We start from the raw sequence: 21,247 nt of genomic DNA on the forward strand, positions 1-21,247 counted from the left end.
TGTGTGATATCCTCAACAATGGATGCGGACGTGGTGGAATCGGTAGACACAAGAGACTTAAGCCATGTTTTGAGTGCCTCGGAGGAAACTCCGGGAGTAGAACTGCTCAAATTCGGGGAAAGCTAACGGCCACAATGATGGCTTATGCCAATCCCGAGCCAAGCCGTTCGGGACCAGTGTCCGAACGGAAGGTGTAGAGACTAGACGGGCAGCACCTAAGGCCGGGGACCGGCGATGGTGAAGGGATAGTCCAGACCACAAACGGCGCTTTGGCGTCGGCGGTGAAAACCGTAGCGGGTAAGAAAATCTCTCGATCGTATGATCGTGCGGGTTCAAGTCCCGCCGTCCGCACCAAAACAAATCTGATGGTCTGGAAGTCCTCTTAAGTATTTGAAAATTTATAATTTAGTGGTTCTAGGGTGCTAATTTCGGCCGCATCTGATGCGGTTTGTGGAGGCGTCCAAAGACTGGCATCTGGTGCAGCTCTTGGCTTCGCGCCGCGCCTTTCCGAGTGGTTGCGCGTTTACGCTATCTTTACCCTGTTCCGTTTTGATGCCTGCATCGGATCGGACGACCGGAAAGGATTGCCCATGCGGGTGCTTGTCAGAATTGGATTTGTTGGCCTGATGCTGGTGCCGGGTGCTGTGTCGGCGCAGGATTTGCAGGATCCCACAATCGTGGCACGATTAAATGCGGCCTGCGAGCCGCTGGGTGTTGCGGGCGCTGTGGTCAGCGAGCCGGGCGTCATTCGCGTGACCTGCGGCGAAGACGCGACAGCGTTTGTTCCATTGCTGGGCGGGTTGGCGCCGCTGGTGGGTGCCGGTGTGGTGACCGCCATTGCGTCTGGCTTGACCGGCGGGAATACGACGCCTGATACGCAGTGATCCTCAACATGACGGATAGCCCAGCTGAATAAGTTGTGCGCCTCTCAGTTGGTAATATCCCACGATACGATGCCGCCCTTCCTGCATGAACCAATTGCGTAAAGCTGGCTGATAATGGCGGGCCATGACATCGGACCAATGTTCAAATCGCTCTGCCGGAAGCGGTTGGCCGTAGCGACTTGGCCCATGAAAGCCGAAGGTTGTGTTCGCACTGACACATACATCATCGGCGCCCAAGTATAATGTGCAGGATGAATAGCAGATCCGGCCACGTAGCTCGACCCGGGCCTGTTCGGCATTGATTTGGGCAATTTCACGTACCCGGGCGCCGATCAGTCCGCCCCGATCATTTCCAATAACATGGACTTGCCCGCCTTGCGCTGTCACAAGTTGCGTGGAGATCAGCATGATGCCGATGCCCGCTATCAATCGGCCGAACGCGACAAGCGTCCAGCCACGAAGTGTCTGTACCATAAAATGTTCCACTCTACCCGTTCGCAACAAGTACGAATCCCAGCGTGAGTGAAGCGCGTGGTGTCTTAACGCGATCTTGCCGCCGTGCTTTGAATTAAGTTTGCTTAAAAGCCTTTAGGCGTCGAAATACACGCATGACGTGTGTCATCGTCTTGCCTGCAATAAATTTTCCTAAAATTCGCAGTTTTTTCCCCCTCAGGGGGGCGTATTTAAGAACTCTTTAACCGCCCCGTTTCAGGTTTCTTAAGAAGACTGGCCCGTAAGGGTTTGTAATTAAGTTAACTTTTATGAATCCATGGGCGCGGTAATGTCATATATTCAAGGGGATGTTTTCGAAGTTGATCCAGACGGGCCAGACGCCGTGGTGGCACCGACACCCCAAGGCCCGCCACTTCCGGTCAAACGGGCGTTTGACCAGATCGTTGCTGTCATGCTGCTTCCACTTTTGGCCATCCTCATGGTGTTATTGATCGCTGTGAACCCGATTGCCAATCGCGGGCCGCTATGGTTCTGGCAGGATCGCATGGGATATCGTTGCAGGCGTTTTTCGGCGCTCAAATTTCGGACGATGCGACATGAGGGCACCAATAGTCGCGGTGCGTTTGACCAGCTTGAGACGGATCGGATCACCCCCTTGGGCCGTTTGCTGCGTAAAAGCCGTATTGATGAATTGCCCCAGATTATCAATGTCCTGCGCGGCGAGATGAGCTTGATTGGTCCGCGCCCGGACAGTTATGATCATGCCTGCGTTTATGTGCGCGTTGTTCCGGGCTACCGGCATCGGCATCAGGTGATGCCGGGCATCAGCGGGCTGGCGCAAACCGAAATCGGCTATGTCGACGGGTTGGAGGGCGTGCGCCGCAAGGTCAGCGCCGACTTGCATTATATTGCGAATACGACACTGACATTGGATTTGTGGATTGCCTGGCGCACGATCATCGTGGTGCTGTCGGGCCGGGGTGCCTAGGGCCGGGCGCCCAGGGCAAGCAACGTACGCTGCCAAAAGTGGTTGGTAACATCGCGTCGGTAATCAGGGGCTTCAACCATTTATTGGAGGCCCCATGCCAGATCCATTTGAAACCGATTACGTCAATCTGACATCCCCTGCCGTTTCGCATTACGCGGTGATCCCGGCTGACGGTGCTGATCTGCCTGTCCGCCCACGCGCGCTATATGTCAATGGATCGGGGACGGTCGCGTTGCAGGATCAGGATGGCGAGGTCGTCAGCTATGAGGTGGCCGCCGGAACAGTCCTTAGTCTGCGCCCTGTCCGTGTTCTCGCAGCCGGTACGACGGCTCAGCTGATTGCGTGGTACTAATCCATGATCGGGTTTGAGCTGTCTCCCGGATGGGGGCAGCGCATCCAGTCGGAGATCATTCCACTGGCTGCGTTCTTTCCACCGGCGACGGGCCAGTCTGTGGCTGTGTCAGAACGCAGAAACGGTGGCATCAACCTGTGGACAGAGCTGGCGCCGAATTATGCCGCCTGCATGCGTCTGGACAATGACAATGCCGCCACCCGCCTGTCATGGCGTGAAACGCTGGTGATGGAGCTGCGCAATATCTATCCGGTTGGTGACCTCACCCTGACCGGCAACTGGGTACAATTGCAGACCTCCGGGGTGGGGTTTAACGGCAGCTACACCGGCAATCGCGCCGTCAGCACCTCATCGACATCGCCGACCGCGTCCGTCACGGTTGACCGGTCGGCCCCTTATGATCTTTGGATCTATTTCACCGCCCGGACCAGCGGTGCGTTTGCCCGGGTCGATATTGATGGGTCACAGGCCCTCGTTGACGCAATTGATGATCCGGCCGGTCTGGGTTTCAAGGCGTTTTCAACCTATAGCGCGGCCGATTTGCAGCGCCGTCAGGCCGTAAAGGTCGCAACCGGTTTGACCGGCAGCCATACCGTCACGATCAGCAATGGCGGCGGGGCCACACCGGGTGGCACCACCCTGATGCTGGAGGCCGTGGGCATATCAGGATCACTGGAGGATCCGCGCATCCTCCCACCGGCATGGCAGCCGAATACCGACTACGCAATGGGGGACGAGGTCCAATACCAGGGCATCTATTATGCCGCCCGCGCGACCGGGACCAGCGGGACAGAGGCCCCAACGCATACCGGTGGTATCGACACGGATGGCGCATTGGACTGGCGTGCCGACAACCGCCCGACCTATCCGCAATTCGTCTGCATCGACTACGCGTCCGAGCGCGAATATGCCGTCAGCTTTACCGAAAGCGGCCCAAGCATCGAGGTCGGTGGCCAGACCCATGGCAACGAGGATCTGCAATCACGCACGATCCTTGTCGATGATAGCCCATGGGCTCCGGCCCCTGCCGGTGCGGGGTTGAGCGTTGGTGCAAATATCACCATCACCGAACAGACCGTGTGGCAGGCTGGCGCCGCCGGTGATGCGGCCAATTGCACCCTGGTCCGTCGCATCACACCGGGCGCCGTCCAGCATGAGGTCAACGTGGTTGGTATCGGCCCCACCTTGGCGTTTGACTGGTGTTATCTGGGTATGGCCCCATTTGTCCCTTGGGATGGCGAAAGCCGCAGCCTGGTCGCGGATAGCTTGCAACCGGCCCAGGGCGCGACCGTGACCCTTGCGGACTATGAGAGTGTCAGCAATGCGAGTATCGACTTTGATGACGTAAGTCGCATCGGCATCACCGCGACGGTCGGGGATGCAAGCTTGCGCTATGGCCACGAGGCCGGTTTGCTGGCGGGTCCCAATAACCGCGTTAACCAATTAGACACCTTTCTGCGGCCAAATCTAAATGCCACTGCGGCTGGCAGTGGTCTCGATTGGCTGGCGAAGGCTTATATCGTGGGAAGTGCTGATGGTGGCCTGACGCTGACCTCTGGGGATGCGTTGCGGTTTTTCAGTCGTCATGTGCTGACCATTGATCTGCCCGCGTCCGGCTGACCCGCGCGCCTTTTCCGCCCGGGACCTTTTGGCAGGATCGGGCGGAAGAAGGGGTTGGGATGCAAAAAGGCCTGTACTTGGCGATCTTGGCTGGCCTTGCAGCGCAAGCCGTTGCCGCAGACGAGGCGGGCTTTCGCTATAACACCTACGGCGCCCCGGGCCTGATTGACCTGCCAACCGCCCGTTCCGCGCCGGATGCGGAACTGGCCTTTACCGTCAGTCACTTTGCCGACCAGACCCGCAGCACCGCGACCTTTCAGCTTGCCCCCCGCCTTTCCGCCAGCTTTCGTTATGCCGGGCTAAATGGTGTTCGCGCACAGAACGGCCTGATCTATGATCGCGTTCTGGATCGCAGTTTCGCACTGCATTACCGTTTGTCGGATGAAACAGCCCGGTGGCCCGCTATTGCTGTCGGGCTGAATGATTTTCTGGGGACAGGGATTTATAGCAGCGAATACGTTGTTGCTAGCAAAACGCTGCGCCCCGGTGTCACGGTGACCGGTGGTTTGGGCTGGGGGCGTCTTTCCGGGGTCGGGGCCATTGGCGCCCCGTTTGGCGACCGCCCGATCAGGGATCTGGCCCAGGGCGGGAATGTCACCCGGAATACGTTTTTTTCGGGTGATGTTGCCCCGTTTGGCGGTGTGCATTGGCAGATGACCCGGCGCGCAGAGGCGGTGCTTGAATATTCTTCTGATGCCTATCCGTTCGAGGATGGCGTGTCGTTTGATCGCAAGTCGCAGATTAATGCCGGGCTAAGCTATGCGTTGCGCCCCAATCTGCATCTGTCGGTATATTACCTGTATGGGGCCGAAATCGGCGCGCAATTATCCTATGCGATTAATCCCGGTCAGTCGCGGCATGGTGGCGGTTATGATACCGGGCCCGTGCCGGTCGTCACAACGCCGCGCATGGCTGATCTGGACAAGGCGCGATTGCGCCGTGATCTGGCCGCTGACGGGATGACCTTGCAGGGCCTGTCCCGACAGGGCGCCAGATTGCATGTTGCGATTGCCAATGACCGCTATATTGCCTCGGCGCAGGCGATCGGGCGGGCCGCCCGCATTCTGACCGCACATGCGCCGGCGGGCGTGTCTGCCTTTGAAATTACGTTAGTAGAAAATGGTGTGGCCGGTGAGACGTTTTTGATCAATCGGGCCGATCTTGGCCGATATGAATTTGCCCTTGATGGGGCCGGGGCTGTCCGTGCCCGAACGGTTGTGCGTCGCGATATTTCCCGCAATCCCGCGCGCGGTGGAACAGCCCCGAACTGGTCCATCGGCCCCTATCTGACAACAAACCTCTTTGATCCTGACAATCCGCTGCGCGCTGATCTGGGCATCGCGCTGGATGGCAGGTGGTCGCCTGTGCAAGGGCTCGTCTTTGCCGGGACCGTGCGGCAGCGCGTGACTGGTAACCTTGATCAGGCAACGCGCATGTCGGATTCCATTCTGCCGCGCGTGCGCAGCGACTTTGCCCTTTATGATCGCGAGGGCGATTTGGACCTGATTGATCTGACGGCCGCGTGGTACGCCCAGCCGTCTGACAGCGTAACAACCCGCCTGAGTTTTGGCCTGCTGGAGGAGATGTTCGCCGGTGTCTCGTCAGAGGTGCTCTGGTCGCCGCCCAACAGTCCGTTTGCCTTGGGCCTAGAGTTTAATCATGTGCGCCAGCGCGATGTCGAAAGCGATTTCGACATACTGGATTACGACGTCACATCCGGTCATGCATCGCTCTATTGGGATATGGGTGCCGGATATCACGTGCGGTTGGATGCGGGGCGCTATCTGGCTGGCGATTGGGGCGGCACGCTGACATTCGCGCGCAGTTTCGACAATGGCTGGATGATTGGCGCCTTCGCCACCCTGACAGACGTGCCGTTTGAGGATTTTGGCGAGGGGTCTTTTGACAAGGGCATTCAGCTGCGCATTCCGGTTTCCTGGATCAGCGGCGCGCCGACCCGGGCGATGGTCGAACGAACGATCAGGCCGGTCACGCGCGACGGCGGCGCCCGTCTGAATATCGAAGGGCGCCTATACGATGTGACCCGCCCGCTGAGCCAGGCAAATGCGGATGCAAGCTGGGGACGGTTCTGGCGATGAGATGGGTTTATGCAGCTATTCTGGGTCTTTGTGCCTGTTCGTCGCAGATGGACCCGCCGGATGCGGTTCCTGATCAAAGCAGTCGTGCGGCACCGGTCATCTATGTTGCTGCGCCAAAACTGGGCGTTGCGGCGACCTTGCGAAAGGTGGGGCAAAATGGTGCCGTCACGACCTGGCGCAGCGCGGATGGCGTGCAACTGTCCTACCGGGACGGGTTGTTGGTCGCGACCCGGGGTCTTGGGCATGACATGATGACAGCTGATGTGAGCCCCTTGCGCACTGCAATCGCCCGCGGGGGCGGGTCTTATGAACGGCGGATCAGCCGGCTGACCGGGGCGTTCGCGCTCGATTTCGTCAACTGGCGTTGCCAGTTGCGCAAAACCGATGCCCGCGACTATCGCGAAACTTGCAAAAGCCCGGCGGGACGTTTTGAGAACAGCTACCGTGTCGATGGCGCAGGGCGAGTGATTGGATCACGTCAATGGGTGTCAGAGCCGGTGGGTGCGCTGGTCACCGGGGCGCGTGCCCGATAATCGCGTCGACCCCGGCCCATGAAGATGTTCAATTCTGGTAATAGGCACGCCCGTAATCGGCCAGGCTGGCATCCCCATAGCGATGCACCTTACGCGCATCCACCCGCCCAAGGACCAACCCCGCAATGGGCACATGCACCGTTTCAAGCGCAGCTTTTCCGGCCTGTACTAGCCGGCTATCGGTACTGTCCCATCGCACGGCGTAAAGTACGCTGTCGCAATGCTGCGCCAATAATCGCGCGTCTGGAACAGGCAGAACGGGCGGGGCATCAATGACGACAAAATCATACTCTGCCCGGACTTTTTGCATGAAGGAGGCAAAGGCCTGATCGGAAAAAAGGTCGGCCGGATTGGTTGTCATTCCGCCGCTAGGCAGCACATCCGCGCGCAGACGCGGGTCTTTGCGGATATGGGGTGCCAGTGGCAGATCATCGGTCACGATGGCGGCCAGATCGCTTCCTCTGCAATGCAGATAGGTCTGAAAGGTGGGCTGTCGCATATCCGCCTCGATCAGCAGCACGGATTTGCCCAGATTGGACAGATGATGGGCCAGCGCGATGGATTGCGTGGTCTTGCCTTCGCCCGGAACGCTGGAGGTCGACAGGATCACCTGCGGCACCCGGCTGGGATCAGCCAGAAGAAGCGACGTGCGCAAGTGACGGATCAATTCAGCAAGGGCCGAGGTGGGCTTGGCCTGCAAATAGTCAAGCAGCTCGGTCGGTTTGCGCATGTTGATCCGGGGGATCTGCGCGAAGACGGGCAGGTTCAGCGCATTGCCAAGCGCGTCAGGGTCCGTGAACCCGTTCTTCATTCCGTTGCGGATCAGCACAATGGCGGTGCCTGCCAGACCACCCAGAACAGCCGCAATCAGCAGGATCAGAACCTTACGTGGCCCGACATATCTGCCCGGGGCGGCTTGGGTCAGGATGCGGCTGTCGGCATTCTGCAACCCGCGCTGAATGCTGGTTTCCTGCAACCGCGCAAGGAATGTTTCGTACAGGACCCGTGTTGCGTCGGCCTCGCGCCGTAACTGTTGCAAGGCCACAAGGTTGGCCGAATGATCAGCCAGCTGCGTGTTGATACTGCTTTGGAATATTTCAAGGGCGGCGGTCTGTTCGCCATAGCGTTCTATTTCTGCCTGCAGCCGCGCCCGATTGGGGCGGGCGGTTGATCCCAATCCGGCAGGGGTCGCATCAAGCCCCTGCATCTTTAGCTGTGCGCTGATCAAGGCTTGCCGGGCTGCTTGCAGGCGCTCGTCAGCCTCGACTGATTGTCGGCTGAGCGCGTCCAGAATGGCGGTGTCATTGGCCCTGTTGCGTGCGATCAGGTCGTTGACCTCTGTTTCCTTGGCCTCAAGTTCCAGTTGCAGATCATAGACCCGTGCGGAAAGCCAATTCACGGCGGCCTCTGTCGCCGCTTGTTTGGCGCTGATCTGATCAGAGAGGTAGACATTGGCCAGCATATCCGCAATCTGGGCGGCCTGCCTGGCATTGCCTGTGGTGACCGTGATCTGGAAAATATGCGTGTCCCGCAACGTGCCGACATGCAGCGCATTGGCAAGGTTGTCGATTGTCTTGTCGATGATCCCGGCTGCATCGGGTGGTGCAATCGCATTGCCGCTTAGCATGACCCGCAGCCGCTCGCGCATGGCCATCAATGACAACGGCGCGCGCGGCACCAGATAGCGGTTGAATGCAGGGTCTGCCGTCAGATCCAGACGGGTGACAACCTGTTCCAACAGGTGTCTGGAACGCAGAACTGCGGCCTCGGTATTCAGGCTGGTCTGGTCCGGGCTGAAACCGGTTGCCAGATGCTCGACCTCTGCCATCGGGTTCGCGCCCGTTTCGATCTTGAGCGTGGTTGTCGCCGCATATTTTGGCTGCGCCACCGCAAATGCGTAATAGCCGGCCGCCAGAACCGCCAATGCGATGCTGATCGCGATGGTCAGCTTGCCATACCAGACCGCGCGCACCAGCCCCAGCATGTCCAGCGGCTCAATCCGTTGGATTTCCACCGCCGACAGGTTCTGGATTTTCATCGTTTTGTCTTCGACCAGTTTTCCCATGGTGCCCCGCGACAGTGCTGCCCTGCCGTCAGAGCACCACAGAACAGTTAACCTTAAATTAATCACAATGAATGACCACTGAATGCGGTTGGTGCGGCAGGGACGCTGCGCCGAACCTGGATAGAGGTGGCATGGTCCGAGCGTTAAGCCAGCGTTTGATAGGTAATCCGGCAAGCAGCGCCGTCCTCGTGCGCGGTGCAATCGTCGCGATCAACTTTGCCGTGGTCGCCGGACTGGCCGCGTGGCTTGGCCTGTCGTTTTTCGGTGAATTGATGGTTGTCTGGGCCATGGCGATGGTCAGCGCGACAATCATCGGTTTGGGCGCCCCGTTGATCCTGTTGCGCGATCTGTCCAGCGGTGCGGGTCTGACAATGCTGGCCGTGCTGTCCTACGTCTTTGTCTACCCTGCAATTTTCGCTGTGATCGGGGCGATGGCGCTTGCGGCCATCTGGCCTGAAATCCCGTGGGGCATTGTGCTGCTGGTGGGATATCTGTGCCACGCGGCGACCTGTCTGGCCAGTATCATGCGCGCCTTTGGCAGCATGCAGTGGTCAATGATTTTGCGCGATACCGGGCCAGTGCTGGCGCTTGGCCTTGGGGCAGTCCTGGGGGTCGGCCAGATCGAGGCCGTGCTTGGCGCCGCGGCGGTAGTGCTGGTCGGGATGGTTGTGATTGCAATGCTCTGGTGCCTGCGGCACGAGCGTTGGTTCGCGTGCATCAGACCGGCGGGGCGCGGGGCGATCCTGCCATTGTCGATGTGGAGCACATCTGTTCTTGGCATGGGGGCCGCGCAGGTTGATATCATCCTTGGTGGTCTTCTGTTGTCGAGCGGGGATATCGGCCTTTACGTTCTGCTGCGGCGGATCACCAATCTGATTGCGCTTCCAGTATCGGTTGCCACCTGGGTCAGTGCGGTTCCGATCGCTGCGGCATTTGGTGCAGCCGACCGGGCTGGTTTGCGCGCTGCCAGCCGGCAGGCAAGTCTGGTTGCACTGCTGCCCGGGCTGGCCTTGCTGGCGATCTGCATTGTCGCATTGTCGCTCTTTCAGGCCGTTGCGCAAGATTTTCTGGGCCCGGCTGCGCTGCTCGCAGCTATTGTTCTTGGGCTTGGTGCTGCGGTTCAGGTCGGCTTGGCTGCCAGCTATACCGTTGCCACGCTGTGCCATCTTGCTCATGTGGCCGCCATAGGGCGGCTGGCAAGCATTGTCGTCTATCTGGTCATCGCCGTCATCGCCCCGATGAATTTGGCCACCCATGCGGGGGCTTACGTGCTGGGCATCTCTTTGGGAAGTGCGCTGGTCTGGGTGCTGGTCCGGCACCGGCTGGGCATTGATACCTCTGCCGTCGCATTGTGGGCCAAACAGGAGGGTCGGCAATGGACGCTTTCCTGATCCTGCTGCTTGCGGCCATTGCGACCGGTCTGCCGCTTTATCTGGGGCAGAAGTACGGATTGGTCCGGCTTGTCTCCCCGTTGCATCTTGTTGGAATCTTTTGCTTTTTGGGCTTTGGGTTGAAATCGGCCGTATACGTTGTTGCGCCCGATCTGGCGTTTCACGCGCGCTTTGTCGACACGCCCTGGGGCAGTCAGCTGGGCGCGCTTTATCTGACGCTTTTTGTGCTAGTGATTTGCCTTGGTTACAGATGTGCGTGCAGCCCGGTTTCGCGCTCTGACAATGTGGTGGCCGCCCGGCTGGTTGCGGCGGGTGTTGTGCGGCGGGGGTGGCTCTTTGCCGTTGCGCTGGGCGTCAGCGTCGTGACGATGGGTATTATCCTGCAGGCCCGGGGCGGGTCGTGGCTCAGCCTCGATGTGCTGACCGCGCTCAACCAGGATCGGCAGATCAATGTGAATGCTGATGGGATCGGGGCCATGATGGCCGGGATCAAAAGCTTCTTTCTGGTCCCTGAATGCGCGTTTGTCCTGCTTTTGGGGCATGGGATCGTCACCGGTGCGCGCCGATCACTTTGGCAGGCAGCGATCCTCGCGGGGCTGCTGGTTTGCATCGCGCTGATCTCGGCGGACCGGTTTGATTTGATCGAACTTGTCGTTTTTGGGGTGGCCACGCATATGATCCTGGGGGGGCGGTTGCACCTGCGTCTGATGGTGGTCTGTGCGGTGGGCATTGCCGCACTTTGCATTGTATCGGCCTATATGACCCAATTGCGGTTCGGAATTGACCGGGCGTTGGTCTGGCAGATGCTGGGCCGCCAGATTGTCGGATCGACATATTTTCTGGATATCAATGCCGCGGTGATGGTCACTGACCGGGTGGAGGCCCAGCATCTGATGCTGGGGCAATCCTATCTGTGGTGGAGTTTTGGCTGGGTCCCACGCGCATTCTGGCCCGACAAACCCGCAATTGACCTGGGCGTATTTTTCAAACGCGAGATCATGCAGGTCTATTCGGGCGGCTCTTACAACGTCACCGGACCGGGCGAGGCCTTCATAAATTTCAGTTGGCTGGGTGTGGCTGTGGGCTTTGCGCTGGGCTGGATCTATCGCTGGGGCGAGGCGGCGTTGCTATCGGCATTCGGCGCGATCCGTTACGGCGCATTCGCGGCCTATCCGTTGATTTTCTATCCGTTTGTACAGGCCAGCCTGCAATCATCATTCAGCGCATTTGTGGTCGGCGCTGCTGCCCAGCTGGTGCTGCTTGCGGTGCTGATCTGGGTGTTCTTGCGCCGCTACAGGTTTTGGATATCGCCACAATCCCGGGAAAGGAACAGTCTTTATGTTGCTTAAGCAGATGCATCAGATTTCGAGGGTCGCAAGTGCAGCCGGACGGCGGCTGGGGATGGTGACCGCCACGCAAATGCACCGATCAACACTGGCGTCGGTGGGGGAAAGGTCGTGGTTTCAGCCCGGTGTCAGGTTTGCACGGCCCGACATCGTCAGCGTGGGGGACGATTGCTATTTCTGGCGCGGCTGCACGGCATCGGCGGAATGCGACGCGGCCCCTTTGATCATCGCCGACCGGGTACAGATCAATCGCGATGTCCATCTGGATACCACGGGCGGTCTGACCTTGGGCGCGGGGGTTCTGATCTCCGAGGGAGTGGTTGTCTACACCCATGATCACGGTCTGGACCCGCGTGCCGCACCCGAAATCCTGCCCAAGACAATCGCCGAGGACGCCTGGATCGGCATGCGCGCTGTCATCATGCCGCAATGCCGCCGGATCGGACGCGCCGCCGTGATCGGTGCCGGTGCAATCGTCACCCGCGATGTCCCGCCCGGCGCAATCGTTGGTGGCAATCCCGCCCGCATTCTGGGCCGCAAGCAAATGCTGGCAGAGGTGCCTGCATGAGGGTCCTTCATGTTTCTCCGGCGTTTTATCCTGCAACCCGTTGGGGTGGCCCGATACAATCGACCAAGGCGATCTGCGATGGGGTTGCCGCCCGGAATGATGTGCAATTGCGGATGCTGACGACGGATGCCGCCAGTCCGAAATGGCGCGACAGGTTGACGCCTGTGCCGCTGCCCTATCCGGTGCGTTACGCATATCGGCTCGCGGGGCACAGTATCGCGCCGGGCTTGCTGGCAAGGCTGCCGCAAGCCATAGCCTGGGCAGATGTCGTCCACCTGACGGCGACCTACAGTTTTCCGACCCTGCCCACGTTGCTGCTTGCCCGATTGATGGGAAAACCACTGGTCTGGTCACCGCGCGGGGCGCTGCAGGCAACAACTGATTGGGTTGATGCGCCGAACCGCTGGGCCAAGCGGGCCTTTGCAAACCTCGCGCAAATGGTCCGCGCGGATCAGGTTGTCCTCCACGCCACGTCCGAGGCCGAAGCACGCCAGAGCGTGCCGCATTTACGTGGTGTTGCCAGCACGGTCATCCCCAATTGCGTTGATCTGCCGCAAGAGGTCACGCCGATTATCCCCAAGACCGGCCTGCGCCTTTTGTATCTGGGCAGATTGCACCCCAAGAAGGGGCTTGATCTGTTGCTCGATGCGATGGCTGCGCTGCCCCCCACAACAACGCTGGATATCTACGGGACGGGCGATCCGGCCTATATGCAGCATTTGCGGGACCGGGCCGCGACAGATTGCGGCCGGATCTGGCTGCATGGTCACGTCGATGGCCCCCAAAAGGCGGCAGCCTTTGCAGCAGCTGACCTTCTGGTGTTGCCGAGCCATTCGGAAAATTTCGGGATCGTGGTGGCAGAGGCGCTTGCACATGCCCGCCCGGTCCTGACCACAACAGGGACCCCATGGGCGCGGCTGGCGCATCGCGGATGCGGGGCCTGCATTGATTTGCGGCAAACCGATCTGGCCACGGCGATCACTGATCTGTCCGGGATGGACCTGCGCGATATGGGCCTGAAGGGGCGTGAATGGATGGCGGCAGAGTTTGGGCCAGCGCAGATGGTTGATGCATTCTACCGCCTCTATCGTGACCTGTTGTCCGGCGCTGGCCGTCCGGTGCCCGCATGAGCATGCAGGTTGATATCCGCGCCAATCGTGCGCAGCGATCCTGGGGGCGCAAGACGCAAGCGGCCCGCGTGCTCTGGGCGCTGTGCGCGCCTGTATTCCGGTTCAGTCCGCGCCTGTTTTGGGGATGGCGCGTGATGCTTTTGCGCCTTTTCGGCGCACGGATCGGGACCGGGGTCCACATCCACCCGACAGTGCGGATCATGATGCCCTGGCATCTGCAGATCGGCGATCAGGCGGCCATAGGTGACCATTGCATCCTGTACGCGCTTGGCCACATTCATATCGGTGCGCGGGCCACATTATCGCAATATGCGCATCTTTGCGCGGGCAGTCACGACCTTGCCGATCCGGCGCGGCGGCTGATCAAGGCGCCGATCCATATCGGCGCTGATGCCTGGGTCTGTACGGATGCTTTTGTGGGGCCGGGTGTCAGGGTTGGCGACAGGGCGGTGTTGGGTGCGCGCGCTGTCGCAATGAAGGATTTGCCTGCGGGGTGTGTCGGGGTCGGCAACCCGATGCAGATCAAGGCTGCCCGATGACCGCGCTGACCGTGATCATCCTGACCCATAACGAGGCGGCACATATTCAGCGCGCCATTGGCAGTGTCGCGGCGGCGGCCAACCGGGTGATTGTCGTCGATAGTTTTTCCACCGATGCAACCTGTGATCTGGCCCGCGCCGCCGGGGCGGAGGTTTTGCAGAACACTTGGGTCAATTATGCAACCCAGTTCAACTGGGCGCTGGATCAGGTAAGTGACGCACCGGGCTGGGTGCTGCGGCTTGATGCCGATGAATACCTCGAGGCTGACCTGACCCCAGCGCTTGCCGCTGTTCCGCCCGAGGTGCAGGGGCTGTTTATCGACCGCTATATGCATTTTATGGGGCAGCCTATCCGGCATGGGGGGCTGTTTCCGGCACCGATGCTGCGGCTGTTTCGGAACGGTGCAGGGCGCTGCGAGAACCGGTGGATGGATGAGCATATTATGGTTAGCGGTCCGACGGCGCGTCTGCCGGGCCGGATAGTCGATGACAACCGCAAGCCGCTGGATTGGTGGATCGCCAAGCACAATAGCTATGCCAGTCGCGAGGCGGTGGATGTTCTGAACCAGACATTTGCCTTTATGCCCATGGACAGTATCGCAAGCGCGGATGGATCGCAGGCATCTATCAAACGTTGGATCAAGGAAAAGATCTATAACCGGTTGCCTGCCGGTGCCCGCGCGGGGGCCTATTTTTTCTATCGTTATGTCCTGCGTCTGGGTTTTCTCGACGGGCCGGAGGCCCGCGCGTTCCATGTGCTGCAGGGCTTTTGGTATCGCTACCTTGTTGACGCAAAGCTGCGGGATGTGCGGGCGCAGATGCGGCAGCGCAACCTGACCCCGGTTCAGGCAATTCGCGATGTGCTTGGCATCACCATTCCCCAACATCACCCTAACCAAAGAAAGGCCGCCGCATGAAAATTTCAGTTGTTACCGCCGTGATGAACGGAGGCACGGAACTGGGCAAGGCCGTCGAAAGCCTGAAGGCCCAGACCTATCAGGATGTGGAACATATCGTGCAGGATGGGGGATCAACCGATGGAACGCTGGATTATCTGCGATCCCACGGGCATCCGCAGATGGCGCTGGTATCGGCCCCTGACAAGGGCATTTATGACGCGATCAATGCCGGGATCAGCCGCGCGACCGGCGACGTTATCGGGCTGCTTCATGCGGACGATTACCTGGCCAGTGATGATGTCCTCAGTCACGTGGCGACTGCGCTGGAAAACCCCGGTCTGGATGGTGTTTATGGCGATCTGCAATATGTCGCGCGGGCCAATGCAACCCGCGTGATCCGGCATTGGCGGGCGGGATCATATTCGCAATCGCGGCTCAAAAGGGGGTGGATGCCGCCGCATCCCACGCTTTATCTGCGGCGCGAGGTGTTCGAGCGGGCAGGCCTGTACGACACCTCCTTTAGCATTTCGGGGGACTATGACAGCATGTTGCGCTGGCTGACCAGCGGCAAGATCCGCCTGGGCTATATCCCGCAGGTAATGGTGCGGATGCGGATCGGCGGGGTCAGCAACAAGTCCTTTGCGCATATGCTGCGTAAAAGCCGCGAGGATTACCGCGCCATTCGCCGGCACAAGGTGGGCGGGTTTGGCACGTTGATGGCCAAGAACCTCTCAAAGCTTCCACAATTCGGGATACGGCCGCCTCAGGCGTAAAAGAACTTGGTGAAGTGGTAGAAGATCGGGGCTGCAAAGATCACGCTGTCCAGCTGATCGACAAAGCCGCCCTGACCCGGGATCAGATGTGACCAATCCTTGACCCCCCGGTCCCGTTTGATCGCGGCGAATACCAGGCTGCCGAACATGCCGACCAGCGATGCGGCAGCGGCCATGGCCATGGCCCCCAATACCCCGAACGGGGTGATCCAGCTTAACAGCCCGCCAATAATCGCGGCGCAGACAACGCCGCAAAACACGCCCTCCCATGTTTTGGGCGAAAGGTGATTGGCGATGCAGGTTTTGCCGATCCGGCGCCCAAAGAAATATTCCAGCAGATCGCCCAATTGCACGACCATGACCAGAAACGCGATCATCAGAACTGTGCGGTCCTCGTGGCCCTCGACCTCCAGCGTCATCAGCGCGGGCACGTGGCTGACGCAGAAAACGGCGATCATCAGACCCCATTGCGTCTCGGCGACGCGGATCAGGTAGCGGTCGGTATTGCCGCGAAGCGCTGATACGATGGGCAGCAAAAGAAAGGCGTAAACCGGAATGAAAACGGTATAAAGCCCGTCCCACCCGAGGCCGACAAAGACGTATTGCAGCGGCAGGACCACAAAAAAGGCCAGCGCCAGTGACAGGTGGTCGGCCTTGGCCTTGGTCGTCAGGGTCAGAAATTCGCGCAGAGCGGCAAAAGACGCAAAGGCAAACAGGACCATCACCCCGATCTTGCCCATCAACAGGGCAATCCCGACAAAGGCGACCATGCCCCACCAGCTTTGCACGCGGGTCATGTAGGTATCGAGGATCGGATTGACGAAACCCGGCTCTTCACGTGCGCGCAGAACCTCGCCCACGAAGGTCAATGCAATCAGGATCCCAAAGCTGCCGAATGCCAGCAGCAGAATGTCGTTGGTAGTCTCGTTCATGACCGCTCCTCCGGGGCGAGGGCAGCCAGCGCGTCAGAGGCACGTTTGAGGAAATCATCCTTGCTTTCGCCCTCGGCGACATGGATCGGTGCGCCGAATGTGACGGTGCAGATCAAGGGCAGCGGGATCACCTCGCCCTTGGGCATGATCGTGTTGAGATTTGCCACCCAGGTCGGCACCAGATCAACGTCTGGTCGGGCCACACCCATATTGTAAAGGCCGGCTTTGAAGGGCAGCAACAGGTCGTCGGTCATGTTCCGATTGCCCTCGGGAAAAATGATCAGCGACGACCCTTCGTCGAGTGCGGCAATGATCTTGTCCATTGGCTTGTCTTTGACCTCGGGGCGGCGATCAACCAGCACGCAATTGAAAACCTCGGGTCCGACAAAGGCGCGGATTTTGTTCTTCAGCCAGTAATCCGCCGCCGCGACGGGCCGAACGGTACGGCGCATGGCGGGCGGCAGGCAGGCCCAGATCATCGGCATGTCACCATTGCTGGTGTGGTTGGCGAAATAGACCCGTTGCTTGGGCACGGGTTCGATCCCTTGCCAGTCGGCCCTGACGGCCGTGACGGCGCGCGCAAAGATCCGAATGGATTGGCCCACGATACGGGCGGCGAACTGGCGTATGAAACTCATGGGATGAACTTTGGCGAAGCAAGTGGGATTTGGAAAGGGGGCAGGCGTCAAACGCCCCCGATAACCAGATGGCTGCCGGGGGCGTGATTGGCATGATCAGATCTTGTCGTCGCCAACATAATCCGAAAGCAGTTTTTCGTTCTTGGCCTCTTCGATCCGCATGATGCGGTCTTCGGACAGGCGGTCATCGAACCGGTATTTGACAAAATTCACCAGCGCGAGCGTCAAGAGCAGAATACCAATGCCCCAATATCCTTTTGTCGAAAGCGGGACGTCGGGCGACATATAAAGAGACAGACCAAGCATGGCATAAGCGACCACCACGGCCGCGCCGTTAAAGAACATGATCAGGGCATTGTCAGAGCGTGTCGGGTTCATTTCAGTTACTCCTATCGAGGTATTTGGGGGTTATTTTTTGGATGATTTGAGGCGTGACAAGACGTCGTCAGCGGTCGATCTCGTGGCGGCACCAAATCCGGCATCGGCCATACGGTCGGTGATCGTGCCGCCATCAAGCTCGTGATTGATATCGGCCAGAATTTCGCTGCGCTCGAACGGATCGTCCTTGCCAAGCACGCGTGCGATCAGCTCTTCGGCTTCCTCGACGCTGCCCGAGACGACCCCGCTGGCGGCCATGCGGCATTGTATCTGCTGCTCGCGACGGACCGCCCTTGCCTGGATTGCCCCTTGCTTAAGGTCGATGATGCGGCGATGACCGCTTTCAATAGAGCCGCGCAGGCGCAGGACTTTCTGGTCCAGACGGTCCAGCGTGGTTTCACGCAAGGTGACTTCGTTTTCCATTGACGCGATGGCGCGCGCAGCCTCGGCTGCCATGTCTTCGCGGTCGTTATCCAACGCCTCCTTGGCGCGTTCGGTCAGATCGGCGATCCGCGATTTCAATGCAGCATGCTGCTTTTCTTCGGAACGTTGCCGCTGAATAAGGCTGGCCAATGTGCCTTTGGCGGCTCGCAGGCTGTTTTCGCTTTCGCGGATTTTCTGATCAATCAGTTCAATCGCAAATGCATCGCGCACGCGGTCTTCTGCCCGTGCGTTCTGTCCGTGTATCAATGTCGCCAATGTCTTGAACATCTGAGTATCTCCAATATCGTGAACGTTGTTCATGAATTAGAGGTAGGGATGTTTTGCGGTCTAGGCAAGTAAAAAGTTGAACAATGTTCAATTTTTTTCGGATGAGGCCGTGAGTTGCCGTAAAACAAGGCCGATCATGCGGTCAATATCTGAGGTCGGGACCCCGGATGAGGCCTGATCAAGCCCCAAAAGTACAATCCCATGTACCGATGAAAACAATGCACGCGTCAAAAGTGCCAGGTCTTCAGGGCTGCGGGACGGAAAGATAACGGCCAACGGATCCGAGATATAGGCAAAGAGCTGCCCCATCTCGTGCAGATACCAGTCCGGGGCGTCTTCGCCGGGCGCGCGTTCGACCTCGAACAGGGCCCGCCAACTGTTGTGGTTCTGTGCGGCAAACCGGTGATAGGCCTGTGCCATGATCACCAATTGTTCGACCGGGTCCTGCGGCGCATCAGCCAACGCCTCGGCCACATCGGCGCCTAGCCGTTGAAAGGTTCTGGCGTTCACACTGAGGACCAGATCGGTCAGATCGCCAAAGACGTTGTAGATGGCGCCGACCGCACAGCCCGCCTCGGCAGCCAGATCGCGCGCGCGCAACGCGGCCAATCCATCGCCTGCAATGGTGCGTTCGGCAATATCAATCAGGTTATCGCGCAAGGCCGCGCGTCGTGCTGCAACTTTACCTGCCATGTGCTCCTCCGGTGAACGTAGTTCATCTTAGCCGTCGTAGCCGGTGGATGAAACCCCTTTTCAGGTCTTGACCGGTGCGCCCCCTGCAAAGGTGTTTGTCTGGTGGTAGCTGATCGGGTCTTCCTGCATTTGCAAATGCAGCCCGTCGCCGGTGTAGGGATGCGCCCGCGCGAGGTCTTCGTCAAAATCAATGCCCAGGCCCGGTTTGTCAGGGACGGGGATATAGCCGTTCTCGACCTTGATGCTGCCTTTGATCAGCGCATCATGGAACGGGGTCTCTATCGTTTCCGCCATCAGGATGTTGGGGATCGCGGCGGCAAGCTGGATATTCGCGGCCCATTCAACGGGTCCGGCATAAAGATGCGGGGCCAGCTGCGCATTATATGTTTCCGCAAGGGTCGCGATTTTCTTGCCCTCCCAGATGCCACCCGCACGGCCAAGGGCGGGCTGCAGGATCGTCGCCGCCCCCTGCTGCAAAATCTGGGAAAACTCTGCCTTTGTTGTCAGCCGTTCGCCGGTTGCGACGGGAATGCGCGTGGCCTGTGCGACCTTTGCCATCTCGGCCACGTTATCTGGGGGGATCGGTTCTTCGAACCAGAGTGGTTGATAAGGCTCCAGCGCCTGGGCCAGCCTGATTGCACCGCCGGTGCTGAATTGCCCATGGGTGCCGAATAACAGATCCGCCCGATCGCCGACCGCCCCGCGGATGGCCTTGCAGAAATCAACCGAAAGGGTCAGATCATGCAGCGACGGCATATGCCCACCACGGATCGTATAAGGGCCAGCGGGGTCAAATTTGATCGCTGTATAGCCGCGTGCGACCATGTCGGATGCAACCTCGGCGGCCATGTCCGGACTGGCCCAAAAGGCGGGCAGGGGATCGGTCGGGCGCGGGTAAAGGTATGTGTAGGCCCTGATCCGGTCATTCATTCGCCCGCCAATCAGCGCATGCACCGGCCTGTCGCGATCCTTGCCCAGGATGTCCCAGCAGGCCATTTCCAGCCCCGAAAATGCGCCCAAGACAGTCAGGTCAGGCCGCTGGGTGAAGCCCGCCGAATAGGCGCGGCGAAACATCAACTCGATATTCTCGGGGTTTTCGCCGGCCATGTGCCGGGCGAAGACATCCGCGATGACGGCTTTCATCGCGTCCGGTCCAACCGATGAGGCGTAACATTCCCCATATCCGATCACGCCTGTATCGGTCGTCAGCTTCGGGATGATCCAATAACGCCCACCCCAGCCCGGGGCGGGTGGGGCTGTTACGATGATATCAAGGTCAGTAAGCTTCATCTGAGACTTTCAGGAGAACGTCATGCGCAACACAATCACGCTTCGGACATTGGGTCCAGATGACTTTGACAGGTTGATGGCGGTGCCCGAGGGACTGTTTGATGGACCAATGCGCGCCGATCAGGCCCGTGCTTTTCTGCAAGACCCCTTGCACGAATGCGTTTTGGCATTTGACGGTGAGCTGGCCGTGGGCATGGCCACCGGCACAGTCCTGCTGCATCCGGACAAGGCCCCCAGCATGTTTGTCAACGAGGTGGGCGTCCGCGACGCGTATCGCCGTCAGGGTATCGGCCGTCAGGTGACCGCGCATCTATTTGCAGTCGCGCGTGCGCGTGGTTGCCAGGGGATCTGGCTGGGAACAGAGCAGGATAACGCACCCGCACTGGCCCTCTATCGCAGCATGGATGGCGACGAAGTTGCAGGTGTCTATTTCGGTTGGGATGATGGGTTGTAGCAAAACAATCCGTTATGCGAAAAACCTGCACCCGCAATTGGGCCCGAAGTCCATGCGGAATGTCGCGGACTTTTCAAGCGATGGACCGGACATAAGATCCCGTCAGCAGGCCGCACGGCGCAACCCCGATCCAAACCCGGCGTCCAGCTTATCAGCGTAAATGCCGTATCTGCGGACTTTGCCGCCATGTTCCGCTCAAGGAGAAAGGTCCGCTTTGGGAAGACGAACCCAAAGAAGCCCGATTAGAAGCACAAACAGTACTGCCAAAGTTGTCAGGGCTGATTTAACAATTGTGGCGATACTGGCGGTATACACCAAAGCAATTGATACCTCTGGCCAACTCCAAATCATAGCTGCGATTCCCATGTTTTCGAAATAATCGAACAAGGCACAGCCAACCGAAAGAATTATGCCAGCGCGAACAAGCTGGCTGCCGGGCATACGTCGCTCAAACCAGCTAAACGTCGCTACCAAAGTCGTGACAAACAGTCCCGTGCCAAGAGCCAGGACA

General features: G+C 59.3%; 22 protein-coding genes. 14 read left to right on the top strand and 8 right to left on the bottom strand.

The features are described 5' to 3' along the window. Positions 1 to 590: 590 nt before the first annotated feature. On the top strand, positions 591 to 884 hold the full coding sequence (locus tag AABB31_RS20085; RefSeq protein ID WP_373635233.1) for a hypothetical protein: 294 nt from the start codon (positions 591 to 593) through the stop codon (positions 882 to 884). A gap of 3 nt (positions 885 to 887) precedes the next feature. On the opposite strand, the gene AABB31_RS20090 is transcribed toward AABB31_RS20085, so the two are convergent. Continuing rightward, positions 888 to 1,358: a hypothetical protein gene (locus AABB31_RS20090; protein ID WP_342076463.1), complete on the bottom strand. Its 471-nt coding sequence runs from the start codon at positions 1,356 to 1,358 to the stop codon at positions 888 to 890. Between the two features lie 307 nt (positions 1,359 to 1,665). Here AABB31_RS20090 and AABB31_RS20095 point away from each other — a divergent pair, with 307 nt between their 5' ends. The 5 genes from AABB31_RS20095 (at position 1,666) to AABB31_RS20115 (ending at position 6,929) form a co-directional block, all read left to right on the top strand. Further along, a complete protein-coding gene (locus tag AABB31_RS20095) occupies positions 1,666 to 2,325 on the top strand; it encodes a sugar transferase (protein ID WP_342076462.1) in 660 nt (219 codons plus the stop codon). 94 nt (positions 2,326 to 2,419) lie between these two features. Next, entirely contained in the window at positions 2,420 to 2,677 is a 258-nt protein-coding gene (locus AABB31_RS20100; protein WP_342076461.1) for a hypothetical protein, read from the top strand. Positions 2,678 to 2,680: 3 nt separating this feature from the next. Further along, a complete protein-coding gene (locus AABB31_RS20105; RefSeq protein ID WP_342076460.1) occupies positions 2,681 to 4,297 on the top strand; it encodes a hypothetical protein in 1,617 nt (538 codons plus the stop codon). Between the two features lie 59 nt (positions 4,298 to 4,356). Further along, positions 4,357 to 6,396, top strand: coding sequence for a YjbH domain-containing protein (locus AABB31_RS20110; protein ID WP_342076459.1), 2,040 nt, complete (start codon positions 4,357 to 4,359; stop codon positions 6,394 to 6,396). Beyond that, complete coding sequence (locus AABB31_RS20115; protein WP_342076458.1) at positions 6,393 to 6,929, top strand: YjbF family lipoprotein; 537 nt, start codon at positions 6,393 to 6,395, stop codon at positions 6,927 to 6,929. The genes AABB31_RS20110 and AABB31_RS20115 overlap by 4 nt, the downstream gene beginning before the upstream one ends. Before the next feature lie 28 nt (positions 6,930 to 6,957). Here the strand turns inward: AABB31_RS20115 and AABB31_RS20120 are convergent, their stop codons facing one another. Continuing rightward, positions 6,958 to 8,994: a GumC family protein gene (locus AABB31_RS20120; protein WP_373635234.1), complete on the bottom strand. Its 2,037-nt coding sequence runs from the start codon at positions 8,992 to 8,994 to the stop codon at positions 6,958 to 6,960. A gap of 131 nt (positions 8,995 to 9,125) precedes the next feature. Between AABB31_RS20120 and AABB31_RS20125 the strand changes: the two genes are divergently transcribed. Genes AABB31_RS20125 through AABB31_RS20155 form a run of 7 tightly spaced genes read left to right on the top strand, consistent with a single transcriptional unit; the run spans position 9,126 to position 15,640 of the window. Then, the gene (locus AABB31_RS20125) at positions 9,126 to 10,385 is read left to right on the top strand and encodes a hypothetical protein (RefSeq protein WP_342076456.1); all 1,260 of its coding nucleotides are present in this window, start codon (positions 9,126 to 9,128) and stop codon (positions 10,383 to 10,385) included. Further along, a complete protein-coding gene (locus AABB31_RS20130; RefSeq protein ID WP_342076455.1) occupies positions 10,370 to 11,734 on the top strand; it encodes an O-antigen polymerase in 1,365 nt (454 codons plus the stop codon). Before AABB31_RS20125 ends, AABB31_RS20130 begins: the two co-directional genes overlap by 16 nt. Next, positions 11,724 to 12,299 carry an acyltransferase gene (locus AABB31_RS20135; protein WP_342076454.1) on the top strand — a complete coding sequence of 192 codons (576 nt, stop codon included), beginning with the start codon at positions 11,724 to 11,726 and terminating at the stop codon, positions 12,297 to 12,299. The genes AABB31_RS20130 and AABB31_RS20135 overlap by 11 nt, the downstream gene beginning before the upstream one ends. Then, the gene (locus AABB31_RS20140) at positions 12,296 to 13,429 is read left to right on the top strand and encodes a glycosyltransferase (protein ID WP_342076453.1); all 1,134 of its coding nucleotides are present in this window, start codon (positions 12,296 to 12,298) and stop codon (positions 13,427 to 13,429) included. The genes AABB31_RS20135 and AABB31_RS20140 overlap by 4 nt, the downstream gene beginning before the upstream one ends. Beyond that, positions 13,426 to 13,968, top strand: a complete 543-nt coding sequence (locus AABB31_RS20145) for an acetyltransferase (RefSeq protein WP_342076452.1) — start codon at positions 13,426 to 13,428, stop codon at positions 13,966 to 13,968. Before AABB31_RS20140 ends, AABB31_RS20145 begins: the two co-directional genes overlap by 4 nt. After that, positions 13,965 to 14,885 (top strand): glycosyltransferase family 2 protein, encoded by a 921-nt coding sequence (locus AABB31_RS20150; protein WP_342076451.1) that lies wholly within the window; start codon positions 13,965 to 13,967, stop codon positions 14,883 to 14,885. The genes AABB31_RS20145 and AABB31_RS20150 overlap by 4 nt, the downstream gene beginning before the upstream one ends. Continuing rightward, on the top strand, positions 14,882 to 15,640 hold the full coding sequence (locus AABB31_RS20155) for a glycosyltransferase family 2 protein (RefSeq protein ID WP_373635235.1): 759 nt from the start codon (positions 14,882 to 14,884) through the stop codon (positions 15,638 to 15,640). The genes AABB31_RS20150 and AABB31_RS20155 overlap by 4 nt, the downstream gene beginning before the upstream one ends. On the opposite strand, the gene AABB31_RS20160 is transcribed toward AABB31_RS20155, so the two are convergent. The 6 genes from AABB31_RS20160 to AABB31_RS20185 form a co-directional block, all read right to left on the bottom strand. Beyond that, complete coding sequence (locus AABB31_RS20160) at positions 15,631 to 16,572, bottom strand: phosphatidate cytidylyltransferase (protein ID WP_342076448.1); 942 nt, start codon at positions 16,570 to 16,572, stop codon at positions 15,631 to 15,633. The two genes, AABB31_RS20155 and AABB31_RS20160, sit on opposite strands and share 10 nt — an antisense overlap. Continuing rightward, positions 16,569 to 17,210, bottom strand: a complete 642-nt coding sequence (locus AABB31_RS20165; RefSeq protein WP_342076447.1) for a lysophospholipid acyltransferase family protein — start codon at positions 17,208 to 17,210, stop codon at positions 16,569 to 16,571. Before AABB31_RS20165 ends, AABB31_RS20160 begins: the two co-directional genes overlap by 4 nt. Positions 17,211 to 17,306: 96 nt before the next feature. Further along, positions 17,307 to 17,588, bottom strand: a complete 282-nt coding sequence (locus tag AABB31_RS20170) for a hypothetical protein (protein WP_342076446.1) — start codon at positions 17,586 to 17,588, stop codon at positions 17,307 to 17,309. A gap of 30 nt (positions 17,589 to 17,618) precedes the next feature. Next, positions 17,619 to 18,299, bottom strand: a complete 681-nt coding sequence (locus tag AABB31_RS20175; RefSeq protein WP_342076445.1) for a PspA/IM30 family protein — start codon at positions 18,297 to 18,299, stop codon at positions 17,619 to 17,621. 87 nt (positions 18,300 to 18,386) lie between these two features. Further along, entirely contained in the window at positions 18,387 to 18,992 is a 606-nt protein-coding gene (locus AABB31_RS20180; protein ID WP_373635236.1) for a TetR/AcrR family transcriptional regulator, read from the bottom strand. Between the two features lie 60 nt (positions 18,993 to 19,052). Next, complete coding sequence (locus AABB31_RS20185; RefSeq protein WP_342076443.1) at positions 19,053 to 20,282, bottom strand: mandelate racemase/muconate lactonizing enzyme family protein; 1,230 nt, start codon at positions 20,280 to 20,282, stop codon at positions 19,053 to 19,055. 22 nt (positions 20,283 to 20,304) lie between these two features. On the opposite strand from AABB31_RS20185, the gene AABB31_RS20190 reads away from it, so the two are divergent. Beyond that, the gene (locus AABB31_RS20190) at positions 20,305 to 20,736 is read left to right on the top strand and encodes a GNAT family N-acetyltransferase (RefSeq protein ID WP_342076442.1); all 432 of its coding nucleotides are present in this window, start codon (positions 20,305 to 20,307) and stop codon (positions 20,734 to 20,736) included. The last annotated feature ends 511 nt before the right edge of the window (positions 20,737 to 21,247 follow it).

The sequence above is a fragment of the Yoonia sp. SS1-5 genome, assembly GCF_038443705.2.
GTDB lineage: Bacteria > Pseudomonadota > Alphaproteobacteria > Rhodobacterales > Rhodobacteraceae > Yoonia > Yoonia rhodophyticola.